18 protein-coding genes, 3 tRNA genes and 1 pseudogene are annotated in these 20,067 nt (G+C 44.1%); 7 read left to right on the forward strand and 15 right to left on the reverse strand.

The annotated features are described in order from the left end of the window. The first annotated feature begins 54 nt into the window (after positions 1-54). The 3 genes from KSZ58_RS03960 to KSZ58_RS03970 all read left to right on the forward strand — a co-directional run bounded on the left by KSZ58_RS03960 (position 55) and on the right by KSZ58_RS03970 (position 3,642). The gene (locus KSZ58_RS03960; RefSeq protein ID WP_009270479.1) at positions 55-1,236 is read left to right on the forward strand and encodes a homoserine dehydrogenase; all 1,182 of its coding nucleotides are present in this window, start codon (positions 55-57) and stop codon (positions 1,234-1,236) included. A gap of 4 nt (positions 1,237-1,240) precedes the next feature. Continuing rightward, positions 1,241-2,551, forward strand: coding sequence for an aspartate kinase (locus tag KSZ58_RS03965; RefSeq protein WP_009270480.1), 1,311 nt, complete (start codon positions 1,241-1,243; stop codon positions 2,549-2,551). A 65-nt stretch (positions 2,552-2,616) separates the two neighbouring features. Then, positions 2,617-3,642 (forward strand): aspartate-semialdehyde dehydrogenase, encoded by a 1,026-nt coding sequence (locus tag KSZ58_RS03970; protein ID WP_009270481.1) that lies wholly within the window; start codon positions 2,617-2,619, stop codon positions 3,640-3,642. Positions 3,643-3,860: 218 nt separating this feature from the next. On the opposite strand, the gene KSZ58_RS03975 is transcribed toward KSZ58_RS03970, so the two are convergent. The 3 genes from KSZ58_RS03975 to KSZ58_RS03985 all read right to left on the reverse strand — a co-directional run bounded on the left by KSZ58_RS03975 (position 3,861) and on the right by KSZ58_RS03985 (position 5,914). Continuing rightward, positions 3,861-4,514, reverse strand: a complete 654-nt coding sequence (locus KSZ58_RS03975) for an alpha/beta fold hydrolase (RefSeq protein ID WP_009270482.1) — start codon at positions 4,512-4,514, stop codon at positions 3,861-3,863. 13 nt (positions 4,515-4,527) lie between these two features. Further along, a complete protein-coding gene (locus KSZ58_RS03980) occupies positions 4,528-5,289 on the reverse strand; it encodes an MBL fold metallo-hydrolase (RefSeq protein ID WP_009270483.1) in 762 nt (253 codons plus the stop codon). A 268-nt stretch (positions 5,290-5,557) separates the two neighbouring features. Then, the gene (locus KSZ58_RS03985) at positions 5,558-5,914 is read right to left on the reverse strand and encodes a hypothetical protein (RefSeq protein ID WP_009270484.1); all 357 of its coding nucleotides are present in this window, start codon (positions 5,912-5,914) and stop codon (positions 5,558-5,560) included. Positions 5,915-6,168: 254 nt separating this feature from the next. On the opposite strand from KSZ58_RS03985, the gene KSZ58_RS03990 reads away from it, so the two are divergent. Beyond that, positions 6,169-6,254, forward strand: a tRNA-Leu gene (locus tag KSZ58_RS03990). A 227-nt stretch (positions 6,255-6,481) separates the two neighbouring features. Here KSZ58_RS03990 and KSZ58_RS03995 read toward each other — a convergent pair. The 11 genes from KSZ58_RS03995 to KSZ58_RS04045 all read right to left on the reverse strand — a co-directional run bounded on the left by KSZ58_RS03995 (position 6,482) and on the right by KSZ58_RS04045 (position 15,764). Next, positions 6,482-7,270, reverse strand: a complete 789-nt coding sequence (locus KSZ58_RS03995) for a bifunctional 2-polyprenyl-6-hydroxyphenol methylase/3-demethylubiquinol 3-O-methyltransferase UbiG (protein WP_009270485.1) — start codon at positions 7,268-7,270, stop codon at positions 6,482-6,484. A gap of 157 nt (positions 7,271-7,427) precedes the next feature. Continuing rightward, positions 7,428-7,703 carry a hypothetical protein gene (locus tag KSZ58_RS04000; protein ID WP_224727214.1) on the reverse strand — a complete coding sequence of 92 codons (276 nt, stop codon included), beginning with the start codon at positions 7,701-7,703 and terminating at the stop codon, positions 7,428-7,430. Between the two features lie 157 nt (positions 7,704-7,860). Further along, the gene (locus KSZ58_RS04005) at positions 7,861-8,625 is read right to left on the reverse strand and encodes an ABC transporter permease (protein WP_008818735.1); all 765 of its coding nucleotides are present in this window, start codon (positions 8,623-8,625) and stop codon (positions 7,861-7,863) included. After that, positions 8,622-9,533: an ABC transporter ATP-binding protein gene (locus KSZ58_RS04010; protein WP_009270486.1), complete on the reverse strand. Its 912-nt coding sequence runs from the start codon at positions 9,531-9,533 to the stop codon at positions 8,622-8,624. Before KSZ58_RS04010 ends, KSZ58_RS04005 begins: the two co-directional genes overlap by 4 nt. A gap of 2 nt (positions 9,534-9,535) precedes the next feature. Continuing rightward, positions 9,536-9,736 (reverse strand): PLD nuclease N-terminal domain-containing protein, encoded by a 201-nt coding sequence (locus KSZ58_RS04015; RefSeq protein WP_008818733.1) that lies wholly within the window; start codon positions 9,734-9,736, stop codon positions 9,536-9,538. Further along, a complete protein-coding gene (locus KSZ58_RS04020; protein ID WP_009270487.1) occupies positions 9,736-10,839 on the reverse strand; it encodes a helix-turn-helix domain-containing protein in 1,104 nt (367 codons plus the stop codon). The genes KSZ58_RS04015 and KSZ58_RS04020 overlap by 1 nt, the downstream gene beginning before the upstream one ends. Before the next feature lie 520 nt (positions 10,840-11,359). Further along, positions 11,360-12,142, reverse strand: a complete 783-nt coding sequence (locus KSZ58_RS04025; protein ID WP_009270488.1) for a glycoside hydrolase family 1 protein — start codon at positions 12,140-12,142, stop codon at positions 11,360-11,362. Positions 12,143-12,345: 203 nt separating this feature from the next. Beyond that, a tRNA-Leu gene (locus KSZ58_RS04030) sits at positions 12,346-12,431 on the reverse strand. Positions 12,432-12,625: 194 nt separating this feature from the next. Next, positions 12,626-12,711, reverse strand: a tRNA-Leu gene (locus KSZ58_RS04035). Between the two features lie 575 nt (positions 12,712-13,286). Beyond that, a complete protein-coding gene (locus KSZ58_RS04040) occupies positions 13,287-14,309 on the reverse strand; it encodes an aldose 1-epimerase (protein ID WP_009270490.1) in 1,023 nt (340 codons plus the stop codon). Positions 14,310-14,594: 285 nt separating this feature from the next. Further along, entirely contained in the window at positions 14,595-15,764 is a 1,170-nt protein-coding gene (locus KSZ58_RS04045) for a galactokinase (protein WP_009270491.1), read from the reverse strand. 420 nt (positions 15,765-16,184) lie between these two features. On the opposite strand from KSZ58_RS04045, the gene KSZ58_RS04050 reads away from it, so the two are divergent. Further along, on the forward strand, positions 16,185-17,078 hold the full coding sequence (locus KSZ58_RS04050; RefSeq protein WP_009270492.1) for an AraC family transcriptional regulator: 894 nt from the start codon (positions 16,185-16,187) through the stop codon (positions 17,076-17,078). Between the two features lie 85 nt (positions 17,079-17,163). Here KSZ58_RS04050 and KSZ58_RS04055 read toward each other — a convergent pair whose 3' ends face one another. Next, positions 17,164-18,228: a transcription antiterminator gene (locus KSZ58_RS04055; RefSeq protein ID WP_233104362.1), complete on the reverse strand. Its 1,065-nt coding sequence runs from the start codon at positions 18,226-18,228 to the stop codon at positions 17,164-17,166. A gap of 14 nt (positions 18,229-18,242) precedes the next feature. Here KSZ58_RS04055 and KSZ58_RS04060 point away from each other — a divergent pair. Continuing rightward, a pseudogene (locus tag KSZ58_RS04060) lies at positions 18,243-18,590 on the forward strand (family 1 glycosylhydrolase); the annotation flags it as partial. Between the two features lie 217 nt (positions 18,591-18,807). Further along, positions 18,808-19,998 carry a hypothetical protein gene (locus tag KSZ58_RS04065; RefSeq protein ID WP_009270495.1) on the forward strand — a complete coding sequence of 397 codons (1,191 nt, stop codon included), beginning with the start codon at positions 18,808-18,810 and terminating at the stop codon, positions 19,996-19,998. The last annotated feature ends 69 nt before the right edge of the window (positions 19,999-20,067 follow it).

Here is a 20,067-nt window from a genome sequence, read left to right on the forward strand (position 1 = left end):
AAAAAACAAGTGTTTTTGAAACAAAGACACAAAAATTTATTGAGGAGGAATTATATGAATATAGCAATACTCGGTTATGGAACCGTTGGCTCGGGAGTAAAGGAAATTATTGATCACGCGGTAACAAAAAGCATTAAACAGTTGCACGTATCCTATATACTGATTCGTAAAGGAAAAGCGAAAACACTTCCTTATATGTGTGATGATATCCGGACGATTTTACAGGATACTTCTGTGGATGTCATCGTGGAAACGATGGGTGGTCTTGAGCCTGCCCACACGTATATTCTGCAGGCATTGAAAAGCGGCAAGCATGTCGTTACAGCCAACAAAGCGGTAATCGCAGCTTATTTGAAGGAGTTCACAGATGTCGCAAGAGAGCACAATGTCCGCATTTACTATGAAGCAAGCACCGGAGGTGGAATTCCCTGGATTGAAGGACTGGCAAAGGCGATGCGAATCGATGAGGTTGACCGCATTCACGGTATTTTCAATGGTACCAGCAATTATATTCTGGATCACATGCAGCGCTACCATGCATCCTTTGAGGATATTCTGAAGGAAGCGCAGGAGCTGGGCTATGCGGAGGCAGATCCAAGCGCTGATATCGACGGCTATGATATCTGCAACAAGCTGCGTATTTCTGCCAGCCTTGCTTATGACTACCATGTTCCGGATACCTTCCCGGTTTTCGGCATCCGCAATATCACGAAGCAGGACGTATCGTATTTTTCATCTTTGGGCTATGCTGTACGTCTGATTGCCAAAACCCGGCGCAACGCCAACCGTTATGGCTGTGTTGTTGAGCCGGTGCTGTTTGAAGCCGGTTCTCTGGAAAGCAACACACAGGACAATTACAATCTGATTACCCTGCATGGGAAAACCATTGGAGATTTAAAGTTTTTCGGTCAGGGTGCCGGAAAGCTTCCGACTGCCAACGCCATTGTACAGGATCTGATTGACCTCAATGAAGGCGTTTGTCACATGGATCCTTCCTTCACCAATACGATGAGCTATGATGAGACACTGTGTCTGCGTGATTATATCCTGCGTGCAGATGAGGCGGCACGTGATGAGCTGCAGGATTTCAGCTATGAGGTGAAAACCTTTGAAGGGCAGGAGTATCTGCATATTCAGAAGGCTGAGGTATATGAAATGCATCAGGTGATGGAACGGATGCTGAAGACAGATGTCCATGCCTTTATGGCCAGCATCTATGAAAGGGAGGATGACTAGCAGTATGATGAAAATAACAAAGTTTGGCGGTTCGTCGGTTGCGAATGCACAGCAGTTCCGCAAGGTGAAGCATATCATTGAAAGCGATCCGGCCCGGCGCTTTGTCGTTGTCAGTGCATCCGGACGTGAGCATAAGAAGGATAATAAGGTGACCGATCTGCTGTATCTGATTGAGGCCCATTTAAAATACAGCGTCGATCATTTATCCCTGTTTCATCTGATAGAGGAGCGCTTTATTTCCATTAAGAATGATCTTGGGCTGAGCTATCCGATTGAGGAGGACCTCGCAAAGCTGAAAGGACAGCTGAATAAGACAATGTCCACGGATTATCTGGTTTCACGAGGAGAATATCTGACTGCTAAGCTGATAGCGGAGTATCTTGGCTTTCCATTTGTGGATGCAAAGGATATCATCACCTTCCGTTATGATGGGAAAATTGATTTTGATGCGACAAAGTACCGAATGGATAATACAATGAAGAAGCTGGACCGTTTTGTCATTCCCGGCTTCTATGGCGCACTGCCGGATGGCACCGTGCGTACAATGTCACGTGGTGGAAGTGATATTACGGGATCAATTCTGGCGGATATTCTGAATGCGGATATGTATGAGAACTGGACAGATGTTTCCGGCATACTGATGGCTGACCCGAGAATTGTCCACCATCCAAAACGCATCAACACCATCACCTACTCCGAGCTGCGTGAGCTTTCCTATATGGGGGCAAGTGTTCTGCACGAGGAGGCGATTTTTCCGGTAAAGGAAAAAAACATCCCGATCAACATCCTGAATACCAATCATCCGGAGGAGGGTGGTACCATCATCGTGGAGAAAGATGATCATCCAAGCGAGCAGATGATTACCGGTATCGCAGGGAAGAAGAATTTCACCGTTATTGCCATTTATAAAAACCACATGTCGGATGAAGTCGGCATTATCCGCCGTGCGCTGGAAATCTGTGAGAATTACCGGATCAGCATCGAGCATATTCCAAGCGGGATCGATTCCTTCAGCATCGTTGTCAATTCCGAGGATGTGAAGGATATCATTTACGATATGGTGGGCGATATGAAGAAAGCCTGCAATGCCGATGAAATCAAAATCATCGATAATATTTCCCTGATTGCCACGGTTGGCCGTCAGATGATGTACCGTCCGGGAATCAGCGGGAAGCTGTTTGCTGTGCTGGGAAAGAATAATATCAATATTCGCATGATTGCTCAGGGGACGGATGAAATGAATATCATCGTCGGTGTGGAAAACAAGGATTACGAGAAGACGGTGGAAACCATCTACAACAATTTTGTTGTTTAGAAACACCGCATGCTTCACAATTCGTGCATACAGAACATATAGATAGAATATGAGGAGAGAGTGAAATGAAAACATACAAGGTCGCAATACTCGGTGCCACCGGTGCTGTAGGTCAGGAAATGATAAAGATTTTAATGGAGCGCAGCTTCCCAATCCGTGAGCTGCATCTTTTGGCAAGTGCAAGAAGTGCAGGGAAGAAGCTTACCATTGCCGATAAGGAGTATATCGTTGAGGAAACGACAGAAAACAGCTTCGATGGCATGGATATCGTTTTAGGAGCTGCAGAAAATGATATTGCCGAAAAATATCTTCCGATTGCCGCAGAAAAAGGAGCGGTAGTTGTGGATAACAGCTCAGCTTTCCGTCTGGATGAGCAGGTACCGCTGATTATTCCGGAGGTGAATCCGCAGGCAGTACGTGAGCATCACGGCATCATTGCCAATCCAAACTGTGCAACGATTATCGCACTGGTTGCGCTGCAGCCACTGCATGCATATGCAAATGCAAAGCGTATGGTCGTTTCCACATATCAAGCTGTCAGCGGTGCAGGCGTCAATGGAATACGTGAGCTGAATCAGCAGGTGGGTGCGCTGGCACATGGCAAGGAGGTAGCAGTCAATACCTTCCAGTATCAGATTGCCTATAATCTCATTCCACAGATTGGCGGCTTCAACGAGGCCGGATACTCCAGCGAGGAAATGAAAATGCAGAACGAAGGACGCAAGATTATGAGTAATCCTGAGCTTTGTGTAAACTGTACCTGTGTGCGTGTTCCGGTGATTCGTTCCCATTCCGAATCTATCATGGTGGAGTTTGAGAAGGAAATCAGCGTGGAAAAGGCAAGGGAGCTGCTGCAGGGGGCACCGGGTGTCAAACTGGTGGATGAGCCGCAGAAGCAGGTATATCCGATGCCACTGGATACCACTGATCAGGATCTGGTGTTTGTGGGTCGTATTCGTGAGGATATGAGCGGACATGCGAATGCATTAAGCTTCTGGTGCTGTGGAGATCAGGTTCGCAAGGGGGCCGCTACCAATGCGGTTCAGATTGCTGAGCTTGTCATTCAGGAAAAGGAAAAGCAGCAGGAATAAAGGAAAACTGTTCCTACTGATATGTAAAGCCGCAATAAAAATCTCAAATTCTTCCGTTCACTGTGACAGAATTTGAGATTTTTTTGTTCGGCATTCCCCTGTACTTGTTCTTATAGGAAGGCTTCCTTCCATTCGCATTTTCGTATTTACCATGCGGTAAATATACGAAGCGGTATGCATGCAGTATCCATTGCTCTATACGTGCAATTCAATCGCCATCAACCTGCGGGTTTATCCGTTGCCGCATACAGGATGTTCTCTATACAGCGGTATGTGTCCTCGCATTGTTCCAGCATCGGCATGTGACAGGCATTTCTTATAAAATGAAACTGCAGCCGATTTACTGTTTCCCAATGTAGATTCAAATCCTGAATCCGATCGGCATACTCACAGATTCCGCGATCTCCATAGATCATATGTATCGGTATGGTAATATCCGTCAGCGGACTGTAATCAAACTTCTCCTGCAGCTGCTTCGCCAGTGTATCCTGATACCATACTGCTTCCTTTGCCATCTCCTTTTGCAGCTTAGCACCCAGTGTTGTCATACTCTGCTTCATAACGAGATTACGATAAAAGGGCTCTGCCGGACATAAATTGCTCTCTATGCAAATAACGCATTTCACCGGCACACCAACATCATGTACCAGCTGCAGGGCAAGGATTCCGCCCATGCTGTGTCCGATTATAACATCAATATCCCTGGGAAGCTGTGACGCAATCCAGGAAGCCAAATCCATCACCCGAGCTGCCTGTGACGTAACCTCATGCGGATACTCCATAAATAGCAAATCATGTTCTTTCAGGCAGGAAGCTGCCTGTTTCCAAAGCTTGGATGTACAATACAAGCCCTGTAGCATCAATATTCTCATGTTCCTTTTTCTCCTATAGGCGAATGGAGAAATTTTCATATCGAAATTCCCCGCTGCCATGCTGAAGCAGACCTTTTTCCTGTAGCTCCTGCCATGCCTGTGCTGTCTCCTGAATCAGTGAAGGCCCCACTTCGATTGTATAATGGGCAGGCAGCAGGCGCTGAAGCGCTAGCGTTTGCAGCCTTTGTACCGACAGCAGGTATGCCTGTGGATCAGTGGACGGATAATCACAGTACAGAACTCCTTTATAGATAAGATCCCCGCAGTACAGCCATTCCCGTTCCAAATCAAAAAAACACATATGTCCAGGAGAATGCCCTGGTGTATGCAGGACACGAATATGACGACCGCCAAGATTCATGATATCCCCATCTCCTACAATGCCTGCATGCCCCTGCCATACAGTATAGGCGTTCAAATGAAAGTCCCCTGGAAAAGAACAGGGCTCTTTCATCAGCTGCTGCTTCACCACACCAAGCGGCAGTGGAAATTTTCCATTCAGCCAGGAATACTCCCGTTCATGAACCAGTACATCAGTATAGCTGCCATGGCTGCCGATATGGTCCCAATGCACATGTGTAGCAATTACAGTTACCGGTAATGCAGTCAGCTGATCTGTTATTTTGCGGATATCCGCGACTCCCAGACCACTGTCAATCAGCAAAGCCCTCTGCTTTCCGAGCAGCAGATAACAATTTGTTTTTTCATAATGCTTATGCTCTGAAATCACATAGGTTGTATCATCCAGCATTTCAACCTGAAACCAGTCCTTCATACATACACCTCCGCTTCCCATTCAGTATAACACTTACAGCATCAGCCGCAAAGCAAGGATCCTTTCACCTTTCTGTTTCCAGCTTGAAATAAATTTCGCATGTAACTGTAAACAGCAATATACAAAAGGAATCCATCAGCTGACAGAATATTTTCTACATTATGATGTGAGTCACCTCAGAAAGCAGAATAGAATAGTAAAAAAACCTGTATCCAGAAAACCGATATAGTTTCGGCATCCGTTTTACAGGCTACAGTTTTGCTTGATATCAGGCATTCTTCATTTCATTTGCTACGGGCTCTGAAACAAACTCTTCTGCTTCTTCTTCCACCTCTTCTTCGATTACATCCTCAATACACAGACGAAGTGTACTTGTCAGATCATTGATTTTCTTCAGAACCTCACCGATTCCATAGGCCAAAAAAGCGAAGCCAAAGTAAGGTACACAGCCGGTGAAATACAAATTGAGAATATCTGTCAGCTGCAGTGTATATGTTGTTTTATAGCTTTCCACCGTCAGATACGCCTGATAGATTTCAAAAGCGGCAATTGCCAGGAAGATAACAGAGGCCACATAAAAGACGATACTTGCCTTGGAGATTTTCATTTCTTTTTTCATTTTCATGATTTCAACCTTTCTTTACGTGTCCCTATTATCTACTATAAATGTGTGAATAATATGTGTACTATGTGAATTTTTGAAGAATTTTTCAGGTAAGCGTTCCCACCTATCATCAACGGATTCACTCTATGGTATCCCTGATTGTATCGTATTTCCTCAGTGAACCATACCGTTACTGATACAATTCTCTTATTTTTTTCAAAAACATCTGGATTATTCATGAAAAATATAGTATGATAAATAGGCATTTAGGAAACGCAGACGTGGTGGAATGGCAGACACGCTACTTTGAGGGGGTAGTGAGCGTATGCTCGTGTGAGTTCAAATCTCATCGTCTGCACCATTTTGATAAATAAGCCGGTAAATATCGGCTTTTTTATATGGTTCACAGTATGCAGATCATTATATTCACTCTGTTTGAGACTGCTGCTGCCTTTTATATGAATAAAAATCAGGCATCGATCTCAGCATCCCAGATCAACAGCCTGATTTTCAAACGCATTCGGGTATCTTCCCAGTTTCTTATTTTATTATATTTTCTGAACTCAAGACTAAGCTAGCGTCATATGTTTATACTTTCTCAGCCATGAGCAGCATGGATAACGGCAAGCCCATTGCATCATATACATCCGATAGTCCGATATCATAATCATATTCATTCAGCAGCCTTACACTCATACCGCTTTGTATGGTGCTGTTCACAAGCTCTGAAATGGAGTGTGAAAAGCTTGTGAATGTCTTGGATGCATAATCTCCGGAAATATACCCCATCCCATTGTTTTCAATCCATGGCTCAGCTGTGAAATATTTATGCTCCAGCAGCCTGACGACATCATGGCAATAGCAGTCCTCCCCCGGCAGAGGAAGCATATTCATAAGTGGATGAAAATCATGAATCAGCATAATGCCCTTTGGCTTTAGACAGTCGGACACCACCCGAAAAAGTGCGTTTACATCCTGAAACCAGGTAATTGCACCGATCGTAAACAGGATCACATCGAATTTCTGATGATATTCGCTTCCTATATCCAGAATATTCATAGCGGAAAAGCTACATGGCACATGCAGCTGCTTTGCATGCATTTGCCCCTGTGCAATCAGATTTTCTGCAATATCAAAGCCGGTACCGACTGCCCCATAGTGACTGCTGATGGACAGCAGCTCCCTGCCGTTGCTGCAGCAAAACTGCGCAACATGTTTTCCAGCAAGATTCAGTTGATCAAGCTCAGCCTGTAACGCAGGCTGAATGTAATAAGCGGATGATGCCTGGAGGTTTTCAACGACTACATCTCCCCAGCCATTGATTCTATTGTCGAACGCTTCCTCCCAAGCTTCCTTGTTCTTTTCTATATAGCTCATGTTTTCTCTGTACTCTCTTTCCTATCATTATATTCATCTTATTTAGCCTCCTTTCCCAGTATGCAAGCATAACTGATTTCTTAAATTATATCATAAATCTGGAGCATACAGCCTGGTTTTCGTAATTAGAGCTGTAGCTGCAAACTCACCATACCTTCTATAATTTTATGCGTGTGATATAATTTTCTGAAATTTCTGCAAGGAACTGGTGTTTTGCCAATACTGCAGCCCTTTCTGAACATAGGATAAAGTAGAAAACAGAGAAATCTGTTTTCTGAAGCTGCAGTGATAATTTCATTCCATGTTCATTCCTCATCCTGAATGATCGTTTTACCAAATCGTCTCCTCCCCTTATCATCGGATCAATTACGATTCGGGATTTCATCATTGATTCTACTCTTTCCCTTTCCAGAAGAAAAAGAATCCTAATCAAGAAAAATTCCTACTCCCTTATGGGGTAATCCAAAATTAGGAGAATTCAACACGAATGTATTTATCAATAGCATTTGCATCCTCCTATTTGCAAACACCCTGGAGTAAGAAAGAACAAAGGAAAAGCAGCCACTGTGAATAAGTGACTGCTTTTTCAATTATAGACTTTTGCGACGAAATATAATAACTGCCGCTGCCAGCTGAAGCAGGGTAGCAGTAACTGCACAGACTGCAGGCTTCAGAAATTCCTGCATCGTGATGCCATCGGTAAGATAAGACTGGTACTGTGACAAAAACACAAAGGGTGAATAATCTGCCACCGCAGCAAACATCGTTATCAGCACACAGAGCAGAAACAGGCAGCCGGCACACAGCAGACTTCCGGAAACAGTCCCCTTATACACGCCCCCCAGAATCATAGAGGCTGTCATCATCAAACCAAACAGCCATACCCCAGTCACAAGCGGAAACAGATGCGGCACGAGAGAGCTTTCCCAGAATACGAAATTGTACAGAAAGGTAATCAGGAATGAGCATCCCAGAGACAATGTCCACAAGCATGATATGGAAATAAATTTTGCGGCAAGAACGCTGTTGCGGGGCATCCCTTTTGCCAGCAGCGGTATCAGAACCCCCTTTCCGATTTCATTCGCCATTGAGGATGAGCACATAATAATGATTGCTATCAAGCCGATCTGCGCCGTATTTTTGAAGAACTGGAGCCAGGAATCAAGTACGACAGGCTGTGGAATCTCCATATGCATACCCTCCGGCAGAAAACCTGCGACCAGCTCCGGTAAATAACGTGCACTGACTGGATTCATAAATCCCAGTGCTGCAAATACAATCAATAATATGACAAGCTTATAGGAACGTACTGCCTCCAGCAGCTCCTTTTTCATAAACGCTGTGAATCCCTTCATTTTGTCACCTCCAGAAAATACTGTTCCAGAGTCGGACGCATGCGCTCCAGCCTCTGCAGCCGCAGCCCCTGCGCATTTACAATAGCTAAAACCTGCTGCTGTGTTTCCATATGATCCGGCAACTGCACTGCATACGGATGTGTCTGTTGTACGGCAATGCCCCGCTTTCGCAATGCTTCCAGCAACAGCGAGCACTCCTCCTCACACTTAGTTTCCACATAAAGCGATGCAGTTCCCTTCATCTGCAGCAGCTCATGTAAATTTCCGCTTACGGCGATCTTTCCCTCATGCAGAATGGCGATGGAATCACAAATGCTTTCCACATCACTCAGGATATGTGTGGAAAACAATACCGTCGTTTTCTCTTTTGCCTTTTCCAGTATTGTCAGAATCTCCTTGCGACCCTGCGGATCCAGCGCCGATGTCGGCTCATCTGCGATCAGCAGCTTAGGCTCATTCAGCAGCCCCTGCGCAATCGCAAGGCGCTGCTTCATCCCTCTGGAAAACGTGGCACATCGTTTTTTTCCGGTCTCTGATAATCCCACCAGCTGTAAAAGCTCATCAATCCGTGTCTTTACCTTCTGCGCAGCAAGGCCGGATATCTCAGCACACAGCTGCAAATACTCCCATGCTGTCATAAAGCCGTAAAATTCAGGGACATCACTGACGTAGCCGATATAACGGTTCGTTCTGGTATTTCCAAAAACAACCGGCTCCTGCATAATATACAATTCCCCGGCATCCGCCTTTTCCAGACCGAGAATCGTTTTCATTGTCGTTGTTTTTCCCGCACCGTTTTTTCCTATAAACCCGAAGATACTGTGCTGCGGTACCGTTAAATCGATGCCCTGCAAAACCTTCTGCCTTCCGAAGGCTTTATGCAGGTTGCGTAGTGTTAATACATCCATTGCTACTGCTCCTCTCTGCCGATTACAAAATAGAGAATCGGCCCCAGAAACTGAAGAAACAAAATAACCGGTATCCAGATCCATTTGTTTCCAATCCTAACCTGTGGATGACGAATCAGATGAATCAATGCAAATATTGCCAGACCAAGCTCCAGCAGAATCAGCGGCAGTAATGCCGGCAGATATTCCATAAGTGTATCCATTATGCTCTCTCCTTTTCAGCCTTTAGCTTCTGCAAACAGGCCTGATAACGCGGTTCCCCCTTCAGAAAATCGAATACAGGCGGCTGCAGCTCCTGAATCAGCGAGTCCAGAATAACCCCGCCGTCTCTGGGAGCCTGTGTGCGCAGCTGTAAAGATTCCATCCAGGCTTCCACCTCTGTAAAATACGTATCTCTATGAATCTTCATATGGGCAAGATCGTAGCGGATAATCACGTCGATCAGCCGTTCCAGCATTCGCAGTGCGGACTCCTTATCCCTGCGCTGTGCATAGACCATGGCACAGGACATATAAACCATCGTGGAGGTGATGGTATGCAGTGCATCGATATGAAACAGCTTCAGCAATTCCAGCATACGGTGCATGGTCTCATCACACAGCTGCTCATCCTCTGTATTCATCATCATATAGTTGGCCATATCCTGTATTACGAACAACAGATGCTGATAGATGCAGATCTGAAAGATACGGCTGGATTGCTTTGGCTTTCCCAGCATCTGATAGCATGCCGCAATCATCTCGCTGTCCTGTGCGATCGGCTTTGCCTCTTCACCGAGAAGCTGCAATGCCTTTTGCGGCTGTCTGCTGGTAATCAAATAGGTTATTTTCAAAGAAATCGCATCCTTTACCAGACTGTTTTCCTCACTTTCCGCAATCACGCGGTCACACAGCTCCTCACTGCGCTTCATAACCAGTTCTGGTTTTTCATGCAGCATGTAGTGATTGAGATAAAGCCCTGCCATCTGGAGCAGGAAGGGAAAGCAGGAGTAATATTTGCGTATCAGCTCCTCACTGTGAGCATACGCATTGGCGCTGTCCCGGCTCCATTCAGCACTGAGCTGCAGATACAGCTTGTTTACAGCCTCCATACTCAGCTGCGGTTCATATCCGATCAGCTCATCCACACTGACATTAAACAAAGTGGCCAGCTGGGGCAGCAGCAGGATATCCGGCAGGGTCGTTTCGGTTTCCCACTTGGAAACACTGGATTTCGATACCCCCATATAGGCAGCCAGCTCTTCCTGCGTCATGTTCGCGTCTCTTCGCAGCGCGATAAGCTTTTTTCCAAGTCGAATCGTCGTCATTGTTCATTCCTTCTTTCTGCTTTTATTATATCGTTTCCCCGCAGAGTTACAATGGCATAAAACGCAACTTCAGGAAGAAATATTTCCCAGCAGGAAACAATATATGCCGGCAAAGCATACTTCTTAGTCTATTGGTTCATCTATATCAAATAGAATCCTTTCCAGACATATGCCATTCCCATTGACACATATGTGATCAGTCCTGAAATCATATAAGTATTACAAACGGCTCTCATAACATAAAAAAACAGCTTCTCAGGCTGAGGCTGCTTTACAGCTTTTATCTGAAGGTACAGATGTATTCTATGCTATGCATTTATGAGTGATGGATATAAAATATCCGTTTGCTTGGTCCTGTCTGAAAAAGGTTCAAGCAACTGAAAACACTACGTCCGGCTGATAACAGACAGACGCTTTCCAACACCTGCAAAAAAAGGGCACAAACGTATGATCGCGTCGTACCCTCCTCACAGCGTATTTATCCTCTAGTTAAGATAGGCGAATTCTGTTTTATAACGGCTTATAGCTCTTCCCCATTGGATGCAATCACTTTTTTATACCAGTAAAAGCTTTTCTTCGGTGTACGCTCATACGTACCGTTGCCATAATCATCCAAATCCACATATACAAAGCCGTATCGCTTGGAAAATTCTGATGTTGTCTGTGATACAAGATCAATCGGACACCATGCGGTAAATCCGAATACCTCTACCCCGTCACGAATTGCTTCCTTCACCTGTGTCAACTGCTTCTGCAGGAAATCAATTCGGTAATCATCGTGAACCATACCATCGGCTTCCACCTGATCATAGGCACCGAAGCCGCACTCGGAGATAAAGATCGGCAAATGATAACGGTCATACATATGATTCAACGCAATACGCATACCGATTGGATCGATTGCCCAGTCCCACGCACTGTATTCCACATAATTGTTTTTCTCAGCACCCATTAAATTGGTGGTATGCAGCTTTAAGGAATCACCGTTATATCCTGATACAATACTGCTGTAATAGCTGAAGCTCATGAAATCAACAGTCCCCTTTTTCAATAACTCTTCATCTCCCTCCTGCATAGGAAGAACAACGTTATTCTGTTCAAAAAAGCGTTTCATATAGTATGGATATTCTCCCTTGCACTGCACATCCGGAAACAGTAAATCCATACCGGTATCAAAAAGCTGCTGCAGATTATCCTGTGGACTGCAGGTTTTCGAATAATACACCTGCTTGCTCTGCATATTCCCTACCTGCAATGTTTCATCAATTTCATGTGCTGCAAGAACACAGCGTTCTGTTGTCATATTCTGCCGCAGGCATTTTCTTTTCCTCCTGCAGTATCTATATGGAATATTTGCGGGAGAGGAAAAGATACTGACATGAGAAAAAGTAAGCTACAGCAACTGCGGCTATATGTATATCCGATATACACGATACTGTGTATTTATTTACTATTATCCTATAAAACAAAAAAAAGCGCTGATATAGAGCGCTTTTGTGCTTATCATGGTGCAGGAGAAGAGATTTGAACTCTCACGCGATTGCTCGCACTGCCGCCTGAAGACAGCGTGTCTGCCGTTCCACCACTCCTGCATGTTTCATGATGCTCAATTATAATACACTGAAAAAAATGATTTGTCTACCCCTAAATGGAAAAAAATCATTTTTTTACCTTACTTTCCCTGCAATGATTGCAAATGCTGGCAGGTATCCCATGTGTGCATGGCAGGACATATATTTTTCAAAACAAAAAAAAGACGCTGATATAGAGCGTCTGACTCAACAAATGGTGCAGGAGAAGAGATTTGAACTCTCACGCGATTGCTCGCACTGCCGCCTGAAGACAGCGTGTCTGCCGTTCCACCACTCCTGCATGATTGAGTGCCCTACAATAATACACTAAAATCTTTATTTTGTCTACCTTAAAAACATATTTTCCCTATGAAATTTCATTTCGTTTTTCCTTACTATGATGCCTCCCCCTTGTCTGCATCATCTTACCGGACGATTTTATATGCTTCATTACCTTTTAAGCGCCAGTACCCTTTTAATCTGCGAATGCAATCACCATACGATAGCCGCTTATTCTCCAGTTTCTGAGTGTCTTTTATACAAGAAGACCTGTCTGCTTTTCTTTTATGAATTACCTAAATATTCAGAAATTTCAATAAAAGCCATCAAAGAAGTTGACAGATCATGCAGTTTCACAGATTCTGTATAAAAGAACAGCCTGTGGAATGCAAGCTGTTCCATATTTATTGCGATAAAGCAAGTTGTTGAAGCATTCTTATGTTTCCTGCACGTTTTTCTTCTTCGCCAGTACTGCCTGTATGAGCATCTGCATTCAAAGAAAGCCCTATGCCTTCCTCTATATCTGTCCGATATTTTAAAGAAGGATACACGATATCTCTATTGCTTTCAAATTTTGATGCCGATGGTTGACCAGCTTTACATATGAGAAAAGGTATATACCGTTTTCTGCTTATACGGATGCCGTGCATCATAAAATGGATGCACTTCGGCATTCCTGATATTTACACCGTTTGGCAGGTCCTGTGTTTCCAGTGCCAGAGCGATAAATGCCTCTCCCCTTCGATGATGATTCAATACAAGATTCTCATCATCAAAATAATTTGCACTATACAAAACCAGAGAAGGCGCATCAGTAGTCATATCCAGACGTCTTCCACTTCCTGCATGATATAAGGTGATGCCGTTAGGCCCCAGCAAAAACGGCGTATCATATGCTCTGGTATATTGAAACTCGGGATGGCCAAGCTCGTAGCGCTTTTGTATCGGTGTCAGATTTCGGAAATCAAAGGCACTTCCGGCTTCAATTTTCTCTTTTTCAAACGGATGTCCATCCGGATGAATTTTCAGTTTTTCCACACTGTCAATACGCAGGTCATGCTGCAATATGGATTCCCGCAAATTTCCCGACAGATTGAAATACATATGGGAAGTCATATTCATCAGCGATTTCTGCGGAGGTGTACCGTGATATTCTATTATCAGATTGTTTCCACTGAGCCGATACCATATATCATAGCGGTAGGTACCCTGTGGAAATCCGTCCATGTCATGACGGCATTCCAGATGAAAATGCAGTGCCTGTTCCTCCTCTTCAACATGAAACAACTGTCTGGATATACCACCCGTACCACCATGCAGATGATGACAGCCGTTATTGATTGAAAGCTGATGAACGGTGTTCTCCATTGAATAGCTGCCATAGGCGATTCTTCCTGCCACCGGTGCGACGACTGCATTCAGATACGGCCCCTGCTGTCGCTCATAGTCCATGATATCGGAAAAAGCAGCGACCACATTCTCCATATTGCCGCTTCGATCCGAGGTTTTCAACTCCGTAATCACAGCACCGAAATTCAAGGCTGTCATATGTATAGCCTCATTCTGAATTGTATATGCATAAACAGCACCTTGTGAAAATTCTGCAACCTTTTTTTTCATGATTTACTCCATTTCTTTTTCGCATATTGCGCAGACACAAATATAAAAGGACAAATGCAGTGATATCCATGTGCATATTGCTGCATTGCACCTTCCTACACAATCGAAGCAAACGTACAGTTCATAGACCCGCAGCCTTCAGTACCTGTTTCAAATGATTTTCCATATATGCATGCAGCAAAGGATGTCCCCAGGAATACAGTCAGATGTTTCTAAAAACTTTCCACCCCGTTTTACATGACATTGCATTCTGTACCATTCCTCAGCAAAACGTAATCTCAGCCTTCACAGCTCCGCCAGTTTCCCTGCACCGTCACCAATGGATGCGATATAGAAATCCGGTTCATATCCGATTGCCTGTGTATACTCTTTGCGCACTGCAGATGTGAAGTCCTCAATATCATCATTTCTGACAATTGCAATCGCACAGCCTCCAAATCCTGCACCTGTCATCCGTGCCCCGATTGTCCCTGACTGGTTCCATGCACTTTCCACAAGCGTATCCAGTTCTATCCCGGTAACCTCATAATCATCACGCAGGGAGATATGAGAGGCATTCATCAAAGCACCAAATTCTTCAATATCGTTTTTTTCCAATGCCGCTATCGCTTTTTTCACACGTATGTTTTCCAGCACAGCATGACGGGCACGCTTTCTTTCCACCGGACTGGTGATGATGTGCTGCACCTTCTCAAATTCCGTTTCCTTCAGATCACATAAATTTTTAATCTTCACAACCGTTTGGAGCTGGGAAAGCGCATGCTCACACTCAGCACGTCGTTCGTTATACTTGGAATCCGTCAGTCCGCGCTGCTTGTTGGTATTCATGATAACGATACTAGCCTGTTTTAGCTGAACGGGTGCATAGGTATATTCCAATGTGCCGGTATCCAGTGCGATCGCATGATCCTTTTTCCCCATTCCGATGATAAACTGATCCATGATACCACAGTTCATGCCGACAAACTGATTCTCTGCTTTTTGCGACAGCTTGATAATATCCAGCTTACTGATGGGAAGCTGAAAGGTTTCTTTCAGAATTGTTCCAGTTAGGACCTCCAGCGATGCACTGGAGGAAAGCCCTGCCCCGTTTGGTATGTTGCCTTCAATCAGTATGTTTAAACCACATGGAATTTCAAAGCCTTCCTGCTGCAGGAAGTACAGGACGCCTTTTACATAATTCGCCCAGTCATCCTTCTTATCATAGTGCAGCGTTTGCAATGCAACGTCAATAATCCCTTTCTCTTTAAAATTATTGGAAAATAAACGCATACAGGAATCTGTTCGTTTCGAGACAACAGCATAGGTACCAAACGTGATGGCACATGGAAACACCATGCCGCCGTTATAGTCTGTATGCTCTCCAATCAGATTTACACGTCCCGGGGAAAAGAACAATGCCTCACCCGATACCTCGAATATATCTGTAAATTCTTTAATCAATCGTTTTTTCATGAAGTATCCTCCTGATTTAGTCCCTGCTCAGATATACAGCCTTTTATGAGCAGGCATAGTGCTTTTTTATTGCTGAGAGACTCGCAGCACCACACCTTTCTTGAAGTGTGAACAGCTTGCGCATATCCATGCTTCTGCAGCCAACAACGGAATTGTATCTGTTTGACAACATACGCTGACCTTAGCTTTCATCAAAAGATGAACGCCTTGTCAAATCTGTTACGCCTGCTGCTGTACAAAAGCATGAAAACGGTTACTCCTCATATACATCATAAGCTTTCCTAACCGCACAGACCTTAACTATCTTGATAAAAAACAGCATTATTTTAAGAATATCCCCTTATTTTTGATATCAAATGCGCAAAAAACAGGATTTTATAGTATGATAGAATATAATCATAATCAATACCGGAGGCAGATATGCAGATTATAACGGATGAAACAAAAAAAGAAATAAAGGCACATGGAAGTCACACATTCCCTTTGCTGGTCAGCTATGAGAAAATAACCGCTTACGATTCCGGTTCTTTTCTCTGGCACTGGCACCCGGAAATTGAAATGACACTGATTACCAGCGGAGAAATGCTGTACAGAATCAATCATCAGGAATACCATGTCAAAAAAGGGGATGCTTTGTTCTGCAATGCAAATGCCCTGCATGCGGGTACCATGTATCATGAGCAGGATTGCACCTATATTTCCGTAACCTTCGATTCCAGACTTCTGTCCGGATTTGAAGGGAGTCTGATACACAGGAAATATGTGAAGCCGCTTGTGAATGACCTCTCCCTTTCCTCCTTCTGTTTTAACGGCAGTGCACCATGGCATTCTGCTATTACTGCCGCTATTCAGCACATTGCTCTATACGATGAGGAAAAAGCGGATGCCTATGAACTGGCAATCCTGATGGAGCTTTATACGATATTAGAAACACTGCATCTCCATATGCATCCTGCACGCAAGCTTTCAACCTCTGATATGTTGAATTACGATAGAATCCGTACCATTCTGCTGTATGTGGAAAACAATTACAACCGCGAGCTCACCCTGCATGATATTGCAGGTCAGATTCATGTCTGTAAAAACGAATGCTGCAGAATCTTTAAGAGCTATATGCATCAGTCTCTATTTGAGTTTATTCTGGAATTTCGAATTGAGAAAAGTATCGGCTTTCTCATGAACGGCTCTTATTCCGTTTCGGAAATTTCGCAGCTGTCCGGATTCAATGACTCCAACTATTTCTCACGGGCGTTTAAAAAGCAGAAGGGATGCTCCCCTCTGCAATACAGGAAAAAAATGAAAACACAAGGCTGAAGCCTTCTGCCTTGGTTCATGTTTCTGCTCCCTTGACCATGTCCAATAAAAGAAAGCCAGAACCGATTTTATAATATTCTTACTTCTACGGATATTTCTCCGGATGAATACTGCTGTAGATCATTTTTTCAAAATCCTGAAAACCCGTACAGCTTCGTATGAGCGGCATCATAGCCGGTTCACTGAACAGAGAAATCAGGGATTCATAAATACTTCTGAATTCCCGCTTATCTGCTTTGTTTATCGCCAGCAAAAAGATAATATACACCGTATTGGACCCCCACTGAATTCCGTTTTTTGATATCGCTACAGCAATGCTTGTCTTCATGGCATCCATTTCAACCGCATGTGGAATTGCTATCCCCCCAAACGCGGTTGTTGCGGCATTTTCCCTTCGGCACACGTTATCATAAAAATCAGAGTTTACATACTTCTTTTCTGTCAGTGCTGCACATAAAAGTTGCAGGATCTGTTCCCTTGATGCAGTTGCCGGCTCATACAGAAACAGGTCTTTTTCAAAAAAGGTATGAAAATCAACACATAGCTTCTGATTCTTTTCCTCCTCCAGCTCTTTTGAAATAACAGACTGTATCCGATCGAACTGTGATGTAAGATTGATCGGAGATATTTGCACCACCTTTGAATTTGCGTAATATGCGTGCTGTGTTAGCGGAATTGTCGAGAACACGATTGCAATTCTTTGCTCCCGCAGCTTTTCCCTGCATTGGGTTTCATCCGTCACAGAGCCGATCAGATTCAGCTGATTACCAAAATTCATCATCATGGTATTTAAGATTCCCGATGCCATATCATGATAATCCGGGCATATCAAAATCGCCGGTATTTTATATATGTTTGCTGACTGCCTCTCTATCTCAGCACCGATATGAATCGCAAGAAATGCAGTTTCATCCTCATTCACCATAAAATGATAACGATCCATCAAATCCAGTGCAATATAAATAGCAATATCAAATACGATCGGACTATTGTTCTTAATCGCCTGCGTCATTGGATTCTTTGTGGACCGCCCTGTTTTTGCACGAAAGATCAGATTTTTCAGATGCAGGGCAAACGGTGTGATAAAGGTGTTTGCGGAAAGATCAATCATATACAGACTATCAATCATACGGACATACTCTCTTGTCAAGGCAAGCACATCCTCAATACTGGGATCGTTATGAAAAGCCTTTGATGATAGCGGAAAACGGCTTGGGAGCCTTGGATGTTGTTGAAGAGGATGGAGGGATACACGATACATACCGTATTGAATACCTCCGTCAGCATATCATACAGGTACAGGAATGCAGAAAGGATGGTGTTGATATTCTGGCATATCTGAGCTGGGCACCGATTGATATGGTATCCTCATCCAGTGCGGAGATGAGTAAGCGCTATGGTTATATCTATGTGGATCTGGATGATTATGGCAAAGGAAGCGGGAAACGATTGAAAAAGGATTCCTTCTATTGGTATCAGCATGTCATTAAGACAAACGGTAAAGAGCTGTAAATCGAAGGAAAGTTTATGGTTATTTGATTCAGCATCCTATGCTGCACAAGAATGTATCTGCTGCTTGCTATAAAACTTTTGCATCCTACAAAAGAAGGCTATACCCTGCGCGTGTTGAGCCACTCCATGTATTTCCCTTTTTCATACAGATCGTCCTCTCTTGACATTTTTTAGCTCAATGTTATGATAAAGAAAAAAATGGAAAGGAAGTGCTGTCATGAAATATTCTGCCGGTATGCTGGATTTGCTGGAGGCACTTACGCTACCTGAGCAGCCTGTTTTATTTCTGAAGCTGACGATACAGCCCCATATCTGTATGGAAAGATTAAAGGATGCAGTTAGTCAGTGTATAGCGTTTCTGCCCGAGCTTGCTTTACGCTATGATAAAAAGCATAACTGCTGGAGGAAACAGAAGGACGATACTTTTTCTATGATTCAGGAGGTTGAAGACTTTGACTTTTCAAGCTGGGACATTGAGCACCATGCACAGCTCTGCATACAGATTATACATAAAGAACAGCAGGACCTTGTATGCATCGGATACAGTCATATTCTGTGTGACGGGGATGGAGCTACACAAATCCTTCGACTGCTGACAGCCTGTTATCGCCAGGAGACTGTCTCCTTTCAAAACTGCCGAACCCCCGAATCCCTTCCGATCATAAAGCTGAAAAAAATAAAAACCAAAAGAAGAAAAACAATTCCTGCCGCACTTCCTTTTGCTCCCCATCCCCTGCATACCAGCGAGCTGCATCAAAGCATTCCACGAAAGCTGTTACAGCAAATTTGTCCATCTGCCTGTACAGTGAACGATGTTCTGCTATGTGCCTATGCCCAGACACTGCACAGCATCTCCGCAGCGAATGCCGTGACAATTCCCTGTCCGGTAAATCTTCGTTCCTATCTGCAGAAAAAGCCAAGCTGGTCCATTGCAAATTTCGTTGGAGATTTTCAGGTAACACTGCATGGTCTGGATCATCGCGACTGGCGGGAGCTGCTTGCGGATGTCCATCAACAAATGCAGGAGGAAAAGGCACGCTGTTCTGACCTGCATACCATACAGCTGTTACATCCGATTATGAAGCACCTTCCTCTTGCCGTCACAAAAGCTGTCGCAAAAGCAGGCTTTCACTCACCGGAAATCTCCTACACAAATCTGGGAAAGATCGATGCGGCATCCATCTATTTTGACGACTGCACGATTACGCAGCTGTATCTTCTGGGCAGAGCCCGCATATACCCGTCCTTTCAGATATCCGTCTCTACATGGAAGGATACCTGTACCTTAGCCTGTCATGTCACAGGAGACACGTTACAGCTAATGCATGCACAGAAAATTCTTACAACCATGTGTAGACTGCTGCATACATATGCAGGACAACCCGTGTCCGAATCAAAAACAGAATGACCTCTGCCATTCTGTTTTTCTATATGCAACTACGTTTCCACTTCATTATCCCACACACGATCTGCTATG

Origin of the sequence: Erysipelatoclostridium sp. DFI.2.3 (assembly GCF_019132535.1) — a bacterium.
In the GTDB taxonomy this organism is placed as follows: Bacteria; Bacillota_I; Bacilli_A; order Erysipelotrichales; family Erysipelotrichaceae; genus Clostridium_AQ; species Clostridium_AQ innocuum.

Excerpts from the sequence above, each read along its gene's own strand:
- KSZ58_RS04065 (WP_009270495.1), top strand. The coding sequence starts at position 18,808 with ATGAAATATTCTGCCGGTATGCTGGATTTGCTGGAGGCACTTACGCTA.
- KSZ58_RS04005 (WP_008818735.1), bottom strand. The coding sequence starts at position 8,625 with ATGAAGGGATTCACAGCGTTTATGAAAAAGGAGCTGCTGGAGGCAGTA.
- KSZ58_RS03995 (WP_009270485.1), bottom strand. The coding sequence starts at position 7,270 with ATGAGCTATATAGAAAAGAACAAGGAAGCTTGGGAGGAAGCGTTCGAC.
- KSZ58_RS03965 (WP_009270480.1), top strand. The coding sequence starts at position 1,241 with ATGATGAAAATAACAAAGTTTGGCGGTTCGTCGGTTGCGAATGCACAG.
- KSZ58_RS03970 (WP_009270481.1), top strand. The coding sequence starts at position 2,617 with ATGAAAACATACAAGGTCGCAATACTCGGTGCCACCGGTGCTGTAGGT.
- KSZ58_RS03980 (WP_009270483.1), bottom strand. The coding sequence starts at position 5,289 with ATGAAGGACTGGTTTCAGGTTGAAATGCTGGATGATACAACCTATGTG.
- KSZ58_RS04025 (WP_009270488.1), bottom strand. The coding sequence starts at position 12,142 with ATGACAACAGAACGCTGTGTTCTTGCAGCACATGAAATTGATGAAACA.
- KSZ58_RS03985 (WP_009270484.1), bottom strand. The coding sequence starts at position 5,914 with ATGAAAATGAAAAAAGAAATGAAAATCTCCAAGGCAAGTATCGTCTTT.
- KSZ58_RS04040 (WP_009270490.1), bottom strand. The coding sequence starts at position 14,309 with ATGAAAAAAAAGGTTGCAGAATTTTCACAAGGTGCTGTTTATGCATAT.
- KSZ58_RS04015 (WP_008818733.1), bottom strand. The coding sequence starts at position 9,736 with ATGGATACACTTATGGAATATCTGCCGGCATTACTGCCGCTGATTCTG.
- KSZ58_RS03960 (WP_009270479.1), top strand. The coding sequence starts at position 55 with ATGAATATAGCAATACTCGGTTATGGAACCGTTGGCTCGGGAGTAAAG.
- KSZ58_RS04050 (WP_009270492.1), top strand. The coding sequence starts at position 16,185 with ATGCAGATTATAACGGATGAAACAAAAAAAGAAATAAAGGCACATGGA.
- KSZ58_RS03975 (WP_009270482.1), bottom strand. The coding sequence starts at position 4,514 with ATGAGAATATTGATGCTACAGGGCTTGTATTGTACATCCAAGCTTTGG.
- KSZ58_RS04045 (WP_009270491.1), bottom strand. The coding sequence starts at position 15,764 with ATGAAAAAACGATTGATTAAAGAATTTACAGATATATTCGAGGTATCG.
- KSZ58_RS04020 (WP_009270487.1), bottom strand. The coding sequence starts at position 10,839 with ATGACGACGATTCGACTTGGAAAAAAGCTTATCGCGCTGCGAAGAGAC.
- KSZ58_RS04010 (WP_009270486.1), bottom strand. The coding sequence starts at position 9,533 with ATGGATGTATTAACACTACGCAACCTGCATAAAGCCTTCGGAAGGCAG.